The organism is Sulfuricaulis sp., assembly GCF_024653915.1.
Classification (GTDB): Bacteria; Pseudomonadota; Gammaproteobacteria; order Acidiferrobacterales; family Sulfurifustaceae; genus Sulfuricaulis.
This window is the reverse complement of sequence record NZ_JANLGY010000027.1, coordinates 16,311-28,865: the sequence shown is the minus strand read 5'-3', so window position 1 is coordinate 28,865 and position 12,555 is coordinate 16,311. Positions and strand designations below refer to the sequence as shown.

Sequence of the window (12,555 nt, the reverse complement as noted above, 5' to 3'; positions counted from 1 at the left end):
CATCCCGGACCCGTCAATATGGCAAAAATCCTTTATTTTTTAACACTTGTGGATAAGGTGGGTTCCTCGTCCGAGGAGGTCGCGTTACCGGAGTCGGTCGCCGACTTGTGCGCGCTCCTGGAGTGGCTACGAGCACGCGGCGGAAACTGGGAAAACGCGCTCAAGGAAGACACCGTGCAAGTCACAGTCAATCGGCAGTTCGCCGTGGTCGACACGGCAGTCAATGACAAAATGGAAATCGCCATCGTGCCGGCGTGCCTCAAATAGCCCTCCACACGTTTTCATTTTCGGTTTCACACCAAAAATACCGTTCAACTCCCTGAATGGCCTTGTGTTTCTCCGGACCCGCCGGTGCCGTCCGCGCTTTCCTACGTCTGCTATCCTTAACCAGAACATTATGGAACTGCGCCGTCATGGACGGCTGAATATGGAATCACTCATGCACGAACGTCTCGCCCAAATCGCCAAAACCTCCGAGCAGGACCTGAATCTGGCAGAAGCAGCCCTTCTCATTGCGATCGAGGAATACCCCGGTCTGGACGTCGATGCCTACTTGCGGCAGATTGATGAGCTTGCCACCAGCGTGCAACAGCGGCTGCCCGCGCAGGCCGGTCTGGAAGATACCCTGGTAACCCTCAACCAGTACCTGTTCGTGGAACAGGGCTTTTCCGGCGACACCGAGAACTACGACGATCCGCGCAACAGCTTCCTGAACGAAGTGCTGGATCGCAAGCGCGGCATACCCATCACGCTCTCCATCATTTACATGGAAGTCGGACGCCGCCTGGGCCTGCCGCTCAAAGGCGTGTCATTTCCCGGCCACTTTCTGGTTAAATTTGCCACCCGCGAAGGCGAGGTCGTGCTCGACCCGTTCTCCGGCGGGAGCCTGCTTAGCAAGGAGGACCTCGAAGAGATTCTCGAGGAGACCTACGGCCCGGCCGAATCCGTGAACGCGCCACTCGAACGCCTGCTCACCGCCGCCGGCAAGAAGGAAATCCTGGTGCGCATGCTGCGCAACCTCAAGGGCGCGTACCTGCGCCGCGAACAGTTCGACAAGGCGCTCAGCGTGGTTGACCAGATTTTGCTGATCCAGCCCGAGCAACCCGATGAAGTGCGCGATCGCGGCCGCATCTATGAACAACTTGAGTGCTTCCGTGCCGCGCTGGAAAATTATCAATCCTATCTCAGCCAGAGACCGGGTTCGGGCGATGCGCCTGACGTGCACAAACGCATTGCCGAGCTGAGACAGATCGTCGCCAACCTCAATTAGGTTCTCATGCCACAGGAATATCGACCCGAAGTCCGCCGGGATGGCAGCGCTGCCGCCGCGGATCAGCCATGGTTCGTGTACATCATCGAATGCAGCGACGGCTCGTTCTACACCGGCATCACCAACGATCTGGAGCGCCGCCAGCAGCAGCACAATGAGGGCACCGCCTCGCGCTACACGCGCAGTCGCCGGCCGGTCACTCTGCGCTATCAGGAAGTCTGCGAAAGCCGTTCCCAGGCGCTGATTCGCGAATGTTCATTGCGCCTGCTGTCGCGCAAGGAAAAAGAAGAGCTCGTCAATCGGGGAAAATTAAGCAGCCGCGGAGCCTGATCAGGCCTTTCGAAGATACACCAGGTCCCGCACCTCATGGCCCAGCCTGCGCCCGCGCTGCTCGAAGCGGGTCGATAAACGCTCCGCCACCAGCTTCTGAATCAACGCCGTCCCGCTCGCGTCAACCAGCCCCTCGGTGCGCGACAATACCGCTACCATGTGTTCCGCGTATGGCAGCCAGTCCGTCGCCAGATGAAAAAAACCGCCCGTTACAAGTTTGCGTGTCACGAGCGCGGCGAATTCCGGCTGCACCAGACGACGCTTGTGATGGCGTTTCTTGGGCCAGGGGTCGGGGAAAAAAAGATGCACCGCCGTGAGTGACGCATCGGCAATTCGCTGTGCCAGAACCTCGCTCGCATCGGCCAACATCACGCGCACATTGCCCAGTTCCTGCGCCTCCAGTCGGCGCAGCAGACTGCCCGCGCCAGGGCGGTGCACTTCGATGCCCAGATAATCATTTTCCGGATGCGCCGCAGCCGCCGCGGCCAGGGCCTCGCCATTGCCGAAACCGATTTCGAGAACCACTGTTGCACGGCGTCCAAAAACGGTCGGCCAATCCAGTGGTTCCGGCCCTTCCGGAATGCCATAGCGAGGCCAGAGCTGTGCCAGTGCGCGCGCCTGCGCCGGCGTGATGCGACTGTCACGGCGCACGAAACTGCGGATGGTTCGGAGCGACCTGATGTGCTCGGCCATTTAAGAAATTTCACCGCAGAGATCGCAGAGCACGCAGAGATTTAAAAAGTTAATTTTTGTCTTTCTCTGCGTTCTCCGCGTCCCCCGCGGTAAACGCTATTAAAAAAACGTCCCGCCGAGCGGCGAGGACGGTGAACCATACTGCTTGCGCGGCATGCGCCCGGCGAGAAAGGCATCGCGGCCGGCCTCGATCGCCTTTTTCATGGCCTGCGCCATGAGCACCGGGTTCTGTGCCCCGGCGATGGCGGTGTTCATCAGCACGCCGTCACAACCAAGCTCCATGGCAATCGCCGCGTCGCTGGCCGTGCCTACCCCGGCGTCCACCAGAATGGGCACCGTGCCTTCTTCCACGATAAAGCGGATGTTGTACGGATTGCGAATGCCTAACCCGGAACCTATTGGCGCGGCCAGCGGCATAACGGCCACACAGCCCATTTCGGCGAAACGCCTGGCCACGATTGGATCATCATTGGTGTACACCATGACCTTGAAGCCGTCCTTGATCAGGACTTCGGCCGCCGCCAGCGTTTGGGGGATATCCGGGTATAGCGTTTTTTCGCTGCCGAGAACTTCCAATTTCACGAGATCATGACCGTCGAGCAGTTCACGCGCGAGGCGGCAGGTGCGTATGGCGTCCTCGGCGCTGTAACAACCGGCGGTGTTGGGAAGGTACGTGTATTTTTCCGGTGACAAGACGTCGGTCAGGCTCGGTTCGTTCGGATTCTGGCCGATATTGGTGCGACGCACCGCAATGGTGATAATTTGGGCCCCGCTCGCCTCCACGGCGCGCCGGGTCTCCTCGAGATCCTTGTACTTGCCGGTGCCCACCAGCAGGCGCGACGAATACATCCGCCCGGCGATCACCAGCGGGTCGTCCGTGGTCTTACGGATTGTTTCAGCGGTTACCGCCATTTGCCGCCTCCTCCAATAGCGAATACAACCTCTACGCGATCATTGTCTTTCAGTACAACCTCGCCGTGCCGGCTGTGCGGCACGATTTCCCGGTTGACCTCGACCGCCACACGCCGCTCGGATAGCCCCATTTCCTGCACCAACGCGGCTATCGTCACCGGGGCCTTGAAGCTCTTTTCCTGACCGTTGAGTATGATCTTCATGGATTAGGGATAACATCCAGCAACAGGCAAGCTGGCGCGATCAGTGCAAGTATTGTAATGCTAGCCTTGGAATAACGCACGCCGGAGAGGCGTGCGATCAAAACAACTCAATGTCGCCCGTGATCACCGATACCGGGGCAAGTTTTCCTCTCGCCACCAGCGTCTCGTAACAACACACCTGATTGCGCCCGTTTTGCTTGGCGTGATACATCGCCTTGTCGGCCCGGTTGATGATCGTATCCACACTCTCACCGGGGGATATGCCCGCCACACCAATACTCACGGTCTTGCAACCAATCTGCGGAAACTCGTAAGCCTCCAAGGACAGGCGAAAAAATTCCAGCGCCGGTACGGCGGCCTCGGAGGTCATGCCGACCAGGACCAGGGCAAACTCCTCACCGCCATAACGGAACATCATGTCCTGATGCCGAAACGAGTGGCTCATGAGACGCGCAAATTGCACCAACACTTCATCGCCGTACAGATGCCCGTACCTGTCATTCACCATTTTGAAGTGATCGATATCTAGCAGAGCCAGGCAGTTATGTGGCGCCGCGACAGATGAGCGCGCGCGCCGCTCATCATGCCCTGCATTGAGCACCAGATGTTTAATGCGCTCGTCGAATGACTGACGGTTATACAAGCCGGTCAGCCCATCCAGCTCGTTGCGGGAAAGCAGATACAACTGATTACTGAATATTTGCACAAGCCGCGCGAGCACCCCGTCTTCACTGCCAAGCTCGCGCATTCCTTCGATCACCAGCAACGCAGTGACATTGCTCACGCCCAAAATCGGCAGAACCAGTCGGCGGCCGCCGGTAACGGGAATCTTGCGACTAATTCTGTCCTTGGTGCGCGCGCAGGCCAGCAGGTCCTTGTCGTGCCTGATCGGAATCGGCGTGGACAGGGGATCGAGCCAATCGCGTACGACGGCTCCCTGAATGTTGTTTTCGTCAAAATCGGAATCATTGTTCAGATGAGAAACCGCCAGCAACCGGAATCGCTCCGCCTGCACGTGCTGGCACAAGGAATCGATCAGAGACGCCGTGAGCCCATGCGCTTCACGCTGGCATGTCAGCGCCACGATGGCATCGAGATAGCTGATCAGCAATGGATCAGCTTCCTTTGGCGCTTGCGGCATAATGTTTCGGGCAGTCAAGGCAGACTCCTTCCCATGCCGGCTATTTTCAGCTGGCACTGGTTTCTCCAATAATCTTGCAATACTTGGGCCAATTGCGGCTATTGGCGCCCCCCCGTAGAATTAGCCACTTAAGCGGGTGTAGTTCAGTGGCAGAATGAAAGCTTCCCAAGCTTTAGATGTGGGTTCGATTCCCATCACCCGCTCCATCTCCCCGGAGGGACCCTTGAAAAAAACCCTGAAAATTCTGGCTATTGTGTTCGGCGGGCTGTTAACTCTTTTCATCGTCCTCGCCGTCGCCCTGACGCTGCTCTTCGATCCCAACGATTACAAGGGCAAGATTATAGAAGTGGTCAAAGACAAGACCGGACGGGAGCTGACCATCGAGGGCAAGCTAGGTTGGTCGTTCTTTCCCTGGATCGGCATCGAGACCGGCAAGCTCGAACTCAGCAACGCACCGGGATTCGGCAAAGAGCCCTTTGTACGCATCAACGCTGCCGGCGCCAAAGTGGAGCTGCTGCCATTGCTGCGCAAACGCGTAATCGTGGACACCGTTTTCCTCGACGGACTCAAGCTCAATCTCGCGAAAAACGCCGCCGGCAAAACCAACTGGGACGATCTCGTTACCCCATCCAAAACGGAAGCCGCCGCCGAGAAAACCGTTCCCGGCAAAGAACCCGGCATCGGCGGCATCAGCGTCAACAAAATTGATATTCGAAAAGCTGACCTGACCTGGAAAGATCAGGCCAGCAACACCCAATACGCCGTGCGCAATCTCGATCTCCAGACCGGAAAGATCGTTGTTGGTGAACCGGTGGATGTGCAGCTTGCATTCGATGTGGAGAGTGGTAAGCCGCCCGTGCGCAAACACCTGGACCTGAAGTCACAGATTAAACTCGATCTCAAGACCCAATCTCTGGAAGTCACGAATCTGGCGCTGGGCTTTGATGAGAGCCGCCTGACCGGGACACTCGCCATAAAGAATTTCGAGAAGCCGGGTTACCGTGTGGATTTGGCACTGGACCAGATTGACCTGGACCGCTATATGCCGGCGCCTCCTCCAGCCACGCCCGGCGCGAAAACACCCGCGGCACCGGCAGCGCCGGTGGAAATACCGTTGAGCCTGCTGCGCTCGCTCGACGTCCAGGGCAAGCTGCGCATCCAGAAACTCAAGGCCATGAACCTGCACTCAAGCGATGTGGCGATACAAGTCACCGCCAACAACGGCCTGATCACACTCGGCCCGAACCAGGCCAAGCTCTACAACGGCAAATATGCCGGCAAAACTTCGCTCGATGTGCGTGGCAAAACCCCTTTGCTGGCCGTTGATGAATCGGTCAGCGCGGTAGAACTGGCGCCGATGCTCAAGGATGCCCTTCAATTCGACAAGTTCACGGGCATCGCAGATTTAAGTGCCAAGGTAACGGCCCAAGGACTGGATGCCGGCCAAATCATGGAAACCCTGAATGGCACTGCGGCGTTTTCGGTGCAAAAAGGCGCCGTCAAGGGCATGGACTTGAAGAAGATGATCGACACTGTCAAAACCGCGCAACGCGACAACCTGTTGCAGAAACTGACGGAACTCAAACCCCAGGCTGTAGACGAAACACCCTTCTCGCAATTGAGCGGAACCGCGCAGATAAAAAACGGCATCGTGCAGAACAATGATCTCAAGATACAGAGCCCGGATCTGGTGAACGTAAGCGGCGCGGGTTCCGCCGACCTGCCGAAGGCAACCCTGGATTACCGGGTTACGGTTGGACAGTACCCGGTCGTCATCTCCGGCCCCTTTGCCAAACTCAAATTCCGGGTGGACACCAGCGCGCTCATCAAGAGCAAGGTGGAAGAAAAGAAAACCGAGGTGAAGGAGAAAGTTGAACAGAAGCTGGAGCAAAAACTGAAAGACAAGCTCAAGTTCTTCAAAAAATAGCCGGCGACAAAACGTGTCGCTCCGTGCAACAGCCTTGCTGGCTCTTGGTCTGTGGGCCCCTGCTTCCGCGGCCGGTACCATCGAGCTGCTCGAAACCACGCATGCCGACGGCCGTTACACGGTGTCGTTCGAAGTGGTACTCGATGCCAAGCGCGACAAGGTCTGGCAGATCATGACGGACTACGAACACCTGCCGCGGGTTTCAAAAATTATCGTCGAGAGCCAAGTCCTGAAACAGCAGGACGCCAATCGGCATCGCGTGGGCGTCACGCTCGAGGCCTGCGTGCTGATCTTCTGCAAGACCGTCAAGCGCATGGTGGATATCGAGGCCCGCCCGCAGACGGAAATTCTCGTCACCGAGGTACCCGGCCAGAGCGACTTCCGGGAGGGCAGCGAGCACTGGCGTGTGGCGGCCGAGGGCGCGAAAACCCGATTGCATTACACTGCCGAACTGGTGCCGGATTTTTTCATCCCGCCGCTGATCGGCCCGGTGGTGGTGAAATACTTCCTGCGCCGGGAAATCCGGCTCACTGCTCTCGAGGTGGAGGCCCTGGCGAACCATGAGTAAAGCTTCACTCAGTCAGCGGCTGCTCGCGTGGTACGACCGCCATGGCCGCAAAACCCTGCCGTGGAAGCTCAAGCGCGATGCGTATCGCATCTGGGTGTCGGAGATCATGCTGCAACAGACTCAGGTCGCGACAGTCATCCCCTATTTCAAACGCTTCATCGCGCAATTTCCCAATGTGCGTTCGCTGGCGCGCGCCGATCTCGACGAAGTCCTGCATCTTTGGACCGGCCTCGGTTACTACGCCCGCGCGCGCAATCTGCACCAGGCGGCGCAATATATCGTGAAGGAATATGCGGGAGATTTCCCGCGCCGCCTCGAAGCAGCGGTGGAGTTACCGGGCATCGGCCCTTCCACCGCCGGCGCCATTCTGTCGCTGGCCTTCGAGCAGCGCCACCCGATTCTCGATGGCAACGTCAAACGCGTACTGGCGCGTTACCACGCTGTCGGCACGCCGATCAACCAGCGCGAGACGGAAGAACGCCTGTGGCAACTTGCGGGAAAACACACACCGCGCCAACGCGTCGCCGACTATACGCAGGCGATCATGGACCTCGGCGCAACCGTGTGCACACGCACGAAGCCGCAATGCGCGCTTTGCCCGCTTCGCAAAACCTGCCACGCCTTTCAGCTTGGCGCGCCGCAGGATTTTCCGGTACGGGTCGCGAAGCAGAAAACGCCGGTCAAGGCCACGCACATGCTCATGATCCACGATACGCGCGGACGTGTGCTGCTGCAACGCCGTCCACCAGTGGGGCTATGGGGCGGTCTGTGGGGATTTCCCGAATGCACTAACGGCAACGCGCGGCAATGGTGTCGCAAAACACTGGGGATCAACATTAAGACAAAATCGCCATGGCCAACGTTGCGCCACAGCTTCAGTCACTTTCATCTCGACATCACGCCCATACCCGCGCAGCTGGTAGGGGGAACAAATCAGGCAATGGAGAATGAAGAAACAGTCTGGTATAACGTCCGCCGTCCGGACAGGCGTGGATTCAGCGCACCGGTGAAACATCTGCTTGAACAGTTGAGAATGGGGGGCGAGTCAGGGAATTCGCGATGACACTTAACGTGTCATCGCGCTGACGAGCGCCGCGCCACGGATGGCGCGGCCGGGGTTGATCGAATCAACGAACGTAACGCCAGGGATGGCGGGTATAAGATTTTATTATTTGAGGAATTACTAATGGCCCATATGGTGAAATGTGTGAAGCTCGGCAAAGAGGCCGAGGGACTGGATTACCCGACTTACCCTGGTGAGCTCGGCAAGCGCATCTGGGAAAGCGTCTCGAAGGAAGCCTGGAAGCTGTGGCTCGGCCATCAAACCATGCTGATGAATGAGTACCGCATCAACCCCATGGACCCCAAGGCACGCAAGATGATCGAGGGCGAGATGGAAAAATATTTCTTCGGCGAGGGCTCGCAGCTGCCGGAAGGTTACGTCCCGCCAGCCAGCAAATAAAGCCGCATTTCAGCCTGACGCTGATTTTTCGGACACTTTTTTACAAACTCCCACCGCTTCTTCTATAATGCGCCGCTCCCCGGTCGGGTAGCTCAGTTGGTAGAGCAGCGGGAGAGGCGGAGATTTCGCAAATGCACTTAACGTGCATTTGCGCCGCCGAGCGCCCGGCCATGGAAGGCCGGGCCAGATTGGCCCTACAGGGATGGACGTAAGCCGTAATCGCATGGCCGGGTAGCTCAGTTGGTAGAGCAGCGGATTGAAAATCCGCGTGTCGTTGGTTCGATTCCGACCCCGGCCACCATTTTTCCCAGACTGCGGCAACTACTCTTTTCCGGGCTTTAGAAACTTTGCAGTTGCTGGTGCGTCGGTTCGGCGCAGCAATACCAAGGTTCGGACAGGCGCGGGATTGGTGCACTCTTCCCGCTATTCACCAGTTCCGGAATCTCCGCGCCGAGCGCCGCATGCGCCAGTTTCCAAATTGATGCGAAGATTTCGCACCGGCTTGATTTTTCCGCTTCGGTTTTCATCACCAAGTCTTGTACCGCAAGCTGCAGGCGATCAACGCGCGCGTCAGGATTTTTCCATGGATAACCCAAGAGCCTGGAATCGAACTCGCCAATATGGGTTTGCATGTCAGGCAACTCCAACAGCAGCGAACCTTGCGGGATCAGCAGGCGGATGGCCAATTGAATCGGCGGCACGCTCTCGACCAGATCAAGTTCGAGCAGGCGCTTGAGCAACGTGATGTAGCCTTCCAGCGTGGCCCATGGCGTGAACGCTACGAAGGTCGGAGCGAGCGCGATGCCGGCCGCGCGGCACAGCGCCAGGGCGCGCGCGAAATCAGCGTTCGTGTGGTTCTTGGCCAGCCGTTCCAACACGCGGTCGTCGACCGATTCCACTGCGGCGGTGATGAACAGGCAACCGGTGGCTTTCAATACCGGCAACATTTCGGCGTGATTGATGATGTGCTGGATTTTGATCGTGGCGTCGTAAGTAATATCCGGGAATTCAGCGTGCAGGGCCTGCACCAGCTTGAGCGCGTGGGTCGGGCCGTTGAGGAAATCCGGATCGCCGAAGGAAATATGCTGCGCACCGGCCGCCACCTGCTGACGCATATCGGCCATGACGGTGACCACCGGGATGACGCGGAACGTGCCGTGATACACCGGCACCACCGGGCAATGACGGCACAGGTGCTTGCAACCGCGTGTGCCTTCGGCAAAGCCGACGGTCTTGCGGCCGCCGTCCGGCAGTTGCAAATGCGCGTAGCGTTCCAGCGGCGGCAGCGCGCGGCGATCGGGCGTCATGAATTCTATCTTGGACAGATTCACCACCGGCTCGGTTTGGACTTTGCCATCGCCGGCGCGAAGGCGTTCTACCAGCGACACCAGCGCCGGCTCGACTTCGCCGCCGAGCACAGTTTGCGCGCCCAACTCGCGCAGCAACTTTTCATTCATCGGCGCGTACAGCCCGTAAACGCACAGATGCGCCTTGGGCGCCAGTTCCCGCACCCGCGGTATCGCCTCAATCGCAATGCGTGTGGCGGTGTGCATGGCGACATAGATGGCGACCACACGCGCGTCGCGCAGCACTTCGGGGTCGAGGCGTTGCAGGGTGAGATCGAGGCAATGCACCTCGCAGCCGGCGCGCGCGAGCCACGCCGCCGGCTCGGCCAGGCCGAAGGGCTGGCGGCCAATCTCGTAGGGATTGATCAGGACGACTTTCATGCGAGCAGACGCGAGCGACAGCGTCGGGTTTTCAGGCGCAGTTATTTTTTGGCGCCGGCGGCCTGGAAGCCGGCCGGGAGCTGGCCCATAGCGCCTTCGCCGAACAGGAACCCGAGCATATGCTGCTCGATCACCTTGATGCTGCCGGGGTCGGCGCTGCTGAGCTTGTTCTCGTTGATGATCGTGGCCAGGCGTGCCAGCCACTGTTTCCAGCCTTCCTTGGAAACGTTTTCAAAAATGCGTTGGCCCAACGCCCCCGGGTGCGGCGGGCGCTCCAGGCCTTCGGCCTCGCGTTTCAGTACGGCGCAGCGAACGGTGCGTGCCATTCGATCCTCTTATGTGTAAATGACAATGATGCATTGTATTAGGTTTACAGGGCTACAGTTCATTGCCACAGTAAATGCGGTGATATGGTGCCGGTTTCTTGATTCCAGTCGAATCGGGTACCATGCTTTACATCTGGATTCATGAATGAGGAGTAATGTTATGGGCGCAATTGAATATTCCACCCGCATCGGCGATGCCGAAATGCGGCTCACCCCGACGGCGCAGGCCAAGTTCGCCGAGCTGCTGAAGGAGGCTGACAGCGACATCGCCGGCATTCGCTTATTCGTCTCGGGCGGTGGTTGCAGCGGCATGACCTACGACATGACCTACGCCAGCAGCGTGGACAACGAATACGACAGCGTGCTCGAAGGCCCGGGCTTCAAGGTCTTCGTCGACCCGGTCGCGCTCAATTATCTGCAAGGCAGCGAGATCGATTTCGCCAATTCGAGCTTTGTGTTCGACAAGGTGTTCCAGGCGGTTGGCGGCAAAGGCACCTGTGGCGGATGCGGCGGCGGCGGTTTCTAAAGCGGTCACGGCACCCGTTCGGAATGCGGCCCCGCGCCGCATTCTGCTGATCGCTCCGCACGACAGTTATCGCACTGCGCCGTTCCTGGCGGCGGCCAAGGCCCGCGGCATCGAAGTCCTGGTCGCCTCCGAGGCCAAGCATTCTTTAGTAAGTGCCTACGTCGATGGCCTGCACCTCGACCTCGGCGATATCCAAGCCTCCCTGCAAACCATCCTGCACGAAGCGCAACAGCGCCCGTTCGCGGCCGTGCTCGGCAGCGATGACGCCAGCACTGAAATCGCGGCACTCGCCGCCGCCGAACTCGGCCTGCCCCACAATCCCACCGCAGCGGTGCATCTGGCGCGGCGCAAGGACTTGGCACGCGATCGGCTGGCCGAGGCCCATGTGCCGGTGCCACGTCACTGGACGCTCGATCTCACGCGCCCTTTGGCCGCGCAGACCGGGGACATCCGCTTTCCCTGCGTGCTCAAGCCGGTGGCGCTCACGGCCAGCCGCGGCGTGATCCGCGCCGATAATCCAGACCAACTTACGCAGGCGGCGGCGCGCATCCAGGTATTGCTGTCACGTGCCGGGCTGCGTGAAGCCGAAGAACGCGAAACCATTCTGGTGGAGGAATATATTCCCGGCTTTGAGGTTGCAGTGGAAGGTCTGTTAACCAACGGGAACCTCGAAATCCTGACAATCTTTGACAAACCCGATCCGCTGGACGGCCCGTATTTCGAAGAGACGTATTACATCACGCCGTCACGGCTGGATGCGCCAACGCAAAAAACTTTGCGCGAAACTATCTCCAACGCCTGCGCGGCCTATGGACTGCGCGAAGGGCCGATCCACGCCGAATGCCGGATTAATGAAAATGGAGTATGGATACTGGAAGTTGCCGCGCGCACGATTGGCGGATTATGCGGACGCCTGCTGCGCTTTGGCACCGGTTCCAGCCTGGAAGAATTGGTGTTGCGGCATGCTCTGGGCGAACGCCCGGAGCTGAACAGCGAAGCCGGCGGCGCGGGAGTGCTGATGATCCCGACCCCGCAGGCCGGCATCCTGCGGCGCGTCGAAGGCGTGCTGGCGGCCGGGAAAGTGCCGTACATCGAGGAAGTGGTAATTAACGTGCGCGAGGGCTACGAGCTGGTGCCCTTGCCGGAGGGTTCGAGTTATCTCGGATTTATTTTCGCGCGCGCCCCAAGCGCTGCACAAGCGGAGGCGGCGTTACGCGCGGCACACGCCTGCTTGCGCGTGGTGGTGATGCCGTTGTGGAAGGGCGTGCGCGAGCAGGAAGCAGGGGCCCCGCGCAGCGGGGATGCGACCGTTGCGAGTCGCTCGCAGAGCCGCCAGTGAACTCAAATGAATAAGCCTTTGAACTTTGCCCAACAACGAAAGTTTCGCGCGGGCTGTAGCGGGGAGTGAACGTTTAGCATTTCAACAGCTCTGATCCACTGATTCTTGTGATTCCTGTAAATCCGGATCCA

At 59.0% G+C, this 12,555-nt stretch carries 15 protein-coding genes and 2 tRNA genes; 11 read left to right on the top strand and 6 right to left on the bottom strand.

The window, feature by feature from the left end; all coding sequences use genetic code 11:
* The first annotated feature begins 18 nt into the window (after positions 1–18).
* From NUV55_RS13005 to NUV55_RS12995, 3 genes are all read left to right on the top strand, one after another.
* Positions 19–267, top strand: a complete 249-nt coding sequence (locus NUV55_RS13005) for a MoaD/ThiS family protein (protein WP_296673647.1) — start codon at positions 19–21, stop codon at positions 265–267.
* Between the two features lie 130 nt (positions 268–397).
* Positions 398–1,270 (top strand): tetratricopeptide repeat protein, encoded by an 873-nt coding sequence (locus NUV55_RS13000; RefSeq protein ID WP_296673645.1) that lies wholly within the window; start codon positions 398–400, stop codon positions 1,268–1,270.
* A gap of 6 nt (positions 1,271–1,276) precedes the next feature.
* The gene (locus tag NUV55_RS12995) at positions 1,277–1,600 is read left to right on the top strand and encodes a GIY-YIG nuclease family protein (RefSeq protein ID WP_296673644.1); all 324 of its coding nucleotides are present in this window, start codon (positions 1,277–1,279) and stop codon (positions 1,598–1,600) included.
* On the opposite strand, the gene trmB is transcribed toward NUV55_RS12995, so the two are convergent.
* The 4 genes from trmB to NUV55_RS12975 all read right to left on the bottom strand — a co-directional run bounded on the left by trmB (position 1,601) and on the right by NUV55_RS12975 (position 4,549).
* Positions 1,601–2,293 (bottom strand): tRNA (guanosine(46)-N7)-methyltransferase TrmB, encoded by a 693-nt coding sequence (gene trmB, locus NUV55_RS12990; protein WP_296673642.1) that lies wholly within the window; start codon positions 2,291–2,293, stop codon positions 1,601–1,603.
* Positions 2,294–2,392: 99 nt separating this feature from the next.
* On the bottom strand, positions 2,393–3,205 hold the full coding sequence (locus tag NUV55_RS12985) for a thiazole synthase (protein WP_296673639.1): 813 nt from the start codon (positions 3,203–3,205) through the stop codon (positions 2,393–2,395).
* Entirely contained in the window at positions 3,196–3,408 is a 213-nt protein-coding gene (thiS, locus tag NUV55_RS12980) for a sulfur carrier protein ThiS (protein WP_296673638.1), read from the bottom strand. The genes NUV55_RS12985 and thiS overlap by 10 nt, the downstream gene beginning before the upstream one ends.
* 97 nt (positions 3,409–3,505) lie before the next feature.
* The gene (locus NUV55_RS12975; RefSeq protein WP_296673636.1) at positions 3,506–4,549 is read right to left on the bottom strand and encodes a GGDEF domain-containing protein; all 1,044 of its coding nucleotides are present in this window, start codon (positions 4,547–4,549) and stop codon (positions 3,506–3,508) included.
* 132 nt (positions 4,550–4,681) lie between these two features.
* Between NUV55_RS12975 and NUV55_RS12970 the strand changes: the two genes are divergently transcribed.
* From NUV55_RS12970 to NUV55_RS12945, 6 genes are all read left to right on the top strand, one after another.
* Positions 4,682–4,755 (top strand) — tRNA-Gly (locus NUV55_RS12970).
* A gap of 17 nt (positions 4,756–4,772) precedes the next feature.
* On the top strand, positions 4,773–6,476 hold the full coding sequence (locus NUV55_RS12965; protein WP_296673635.1) for an AsmA family protein: 1,704 nt from the start codon (positions 4,773–4,775) through the stop codon (positions 6,474–6,476).
* Positions 6,477–6,489: 13 nt separating this feature from the next.
* Positions 6,490–7,044: an SRPBCC family protein gene (locus tag NUV55_RS12960; protein ID WP_296673633.1), complete on the top strand. Its 555-nt coding sequence runs from the start codon at positions 6,490–6,492 to the stop codon at positions 7,042–7,044.
* Positions 7,037–8,107, top strand: coding sequence for an A/G-specific adenine glycosylase (mutY, locus tag NUV55_RS12955; protein WP_296673631.1), 1,071 nt, complete (start codon positions 7,037–7,039; stop codon positions 8,105–8,107). Before NUV55_RS12960 ends, mutY begins: the two co-directional genes overlap by 8 nt.
* Positions 8,108–8,230: 123 nt before the next feature.
* Entirely contained in the window at positions 8,231–8,506 is a 276-nt protein-coding gene (locus tag NUV55_RS12950) for an oxidative damage protection protein (RefSeq protein ID WP_296673629.1), read from the top strand.
* Positions 8,507–8,731: 225 nt separating this feature from the next.
* Positions 8,732–8,807 (top strand) — tRNA-Phe (locus NUV55_RS12945).
* Between the two features lie 37 nt (positions 8,808–8,844).
* Here the strand turns inward: NUV55_RS12945 and NUV55_RS12940 are convergent.
* Complete coding sequence (locus NUV55_RS12940; RefSeq protein WP_296673628.1) at positions 8,845–10,233, bottom strand: CUAEP/CCAEP-tail radical SAM (seleno)protein; 1,389 nt, start codon at positions 10,231–10,233, stop codon at positions 8,845–8,847.
* 41 nt (positions 10,234–10,274) lie between these two features.
* Positions 10,275–10,559: an oxidative damage protection protein gene (locus NUV55_RS12935; RefSeq protein WP_296673626.1), complete on the bottom strand. Its 285-nt coding sequence runs from the start codon at positions 10,557–10,559 to the stop codon at positions 10,275–10,277.
* A gap of 160 nt (positions 10,560–10,719) precedes the next feature.
* Here NUV55_RS12935 and NUV55_RS12930 point away from each other — a divergent pair, with 160 nt between their 5' ends.
* Together NUV55_RS12930 and NUV55_RS12925 are read left to right on the top strand one after the other, a co-directional pair.
* Positions 10,720–11,085 carry an iron-sulfur cluster assembly accessory protein gene (locus tag NUV55_RS12930; protein ID WP_296673624.1) on the top strand — a complete coding sequence of 122 codons (366 nt, stop codon included), beginning with the start codon at positions 10,720–10,722 and terminating at the stop codon, positions 11,083–11,085.
* Positions 11,057–12,424 carry an ATP-grasp domain-containing protein gene (locus NUV55_RS12925; RefSeq protein WP_296673622.1) on the top strand — a complete coding sequence of 456 codons (1,368 nt, stop codon included), beginning with the start codon at positions 11,057–11,059 and terminating at the stop codon, positions 12,422–12,424. The genes NUV55_RS12930 and NUV55_RS12925 overlap by 29 nt, the downstream gene beginning before the upstream one ends.
* Positions 12,425–12,555 lie beyond the last annotated feature (131 nt).

Bases quoted from the DNA above. Each gene is read 5' to 3' on its own strand.
- NUV55_RS12930 (WP_296673624.1), top strand. From the start codon at position 10,720: ATGGGCGCAATTGAATATTCCACCCGCATCGGCGATGCCGAAATGCGG.
- mutY (WP_296673631.1), top strand. From the start codon at position 7,037: ATGAGTAAAGCTTCACTCAGTCAGCGGCTGCTCGCGTGGTACGACCGC.
- thiS (WP_296673638.1), bottom strand. From the start codon at position 3,408: ATGAAGATCATACTCAACGGTCAGGAAAAGAGCTTCAAGGCCCCGGTG.
- NUV55_RS12935 (WP_296673626.1), bottom strand. From the start codon at position 10,559: ATGGCACGCACCGTTCGCTGCGCCGTACTGAAACGCGAGGCCGAAGGC.
- NUV55_RS13000 (WP_296673645.1), top strand. From the start codon at position 398: ATGGAACTGCGCCGTCATGGACGGCTGAATATGGAATCACTCATGCAC.
- NUV55_RS13005 (WP_296673647.1), top strand. From the start codon at position 19: ATGGCAAAAATCCTTTATTTTTTAACACTTGTGGATAAGGTGGGTTCC.
- trmB (WP_296673642.1), bottom strand. From the start codon at position 2,293: ATGGCCGAGCACATCAGGTCGCTCCGAACCATCCGCAGTTTCGTGCGC.
- NUV55_RS12940 (WP_296673628.1), bottom strand. From the start codon at position 10,233: ATGAAAGTCGTCCTGATCAATCCCTACGAGATTGGCCGCCAGCCCTTC.
- NUV55_RS12975 (WP_296673636.1), bottom strand. From the start codon at position 4,549: ATGCCGCAAGCGCCAAAGGAAGCTGATCCATTGCTGATCAGCTATCTC.
- NUV55_RS12985 (WP_296673639.1), bottom strand. From the start codon at position 3,205: ATGGCGGTAACCGCTGAAACAATCCGTAAGACCACGGACGACCCGCTG.
- NUV55_RS12995 (WP_296673644.1), top strand. From the start codon at position 1,277: ATGCCACAGGAATATCGACCCGAAGTCCGCCGGGATGGCAGCGCTGCC.
- NUV55_RS12950 (WP_296673629.1), top strand. From the start codon at position 8,231: ATGGCCCATATGGTGAAATGTGTGAAGCTCGGCAAAGAGGCCGAGGGA.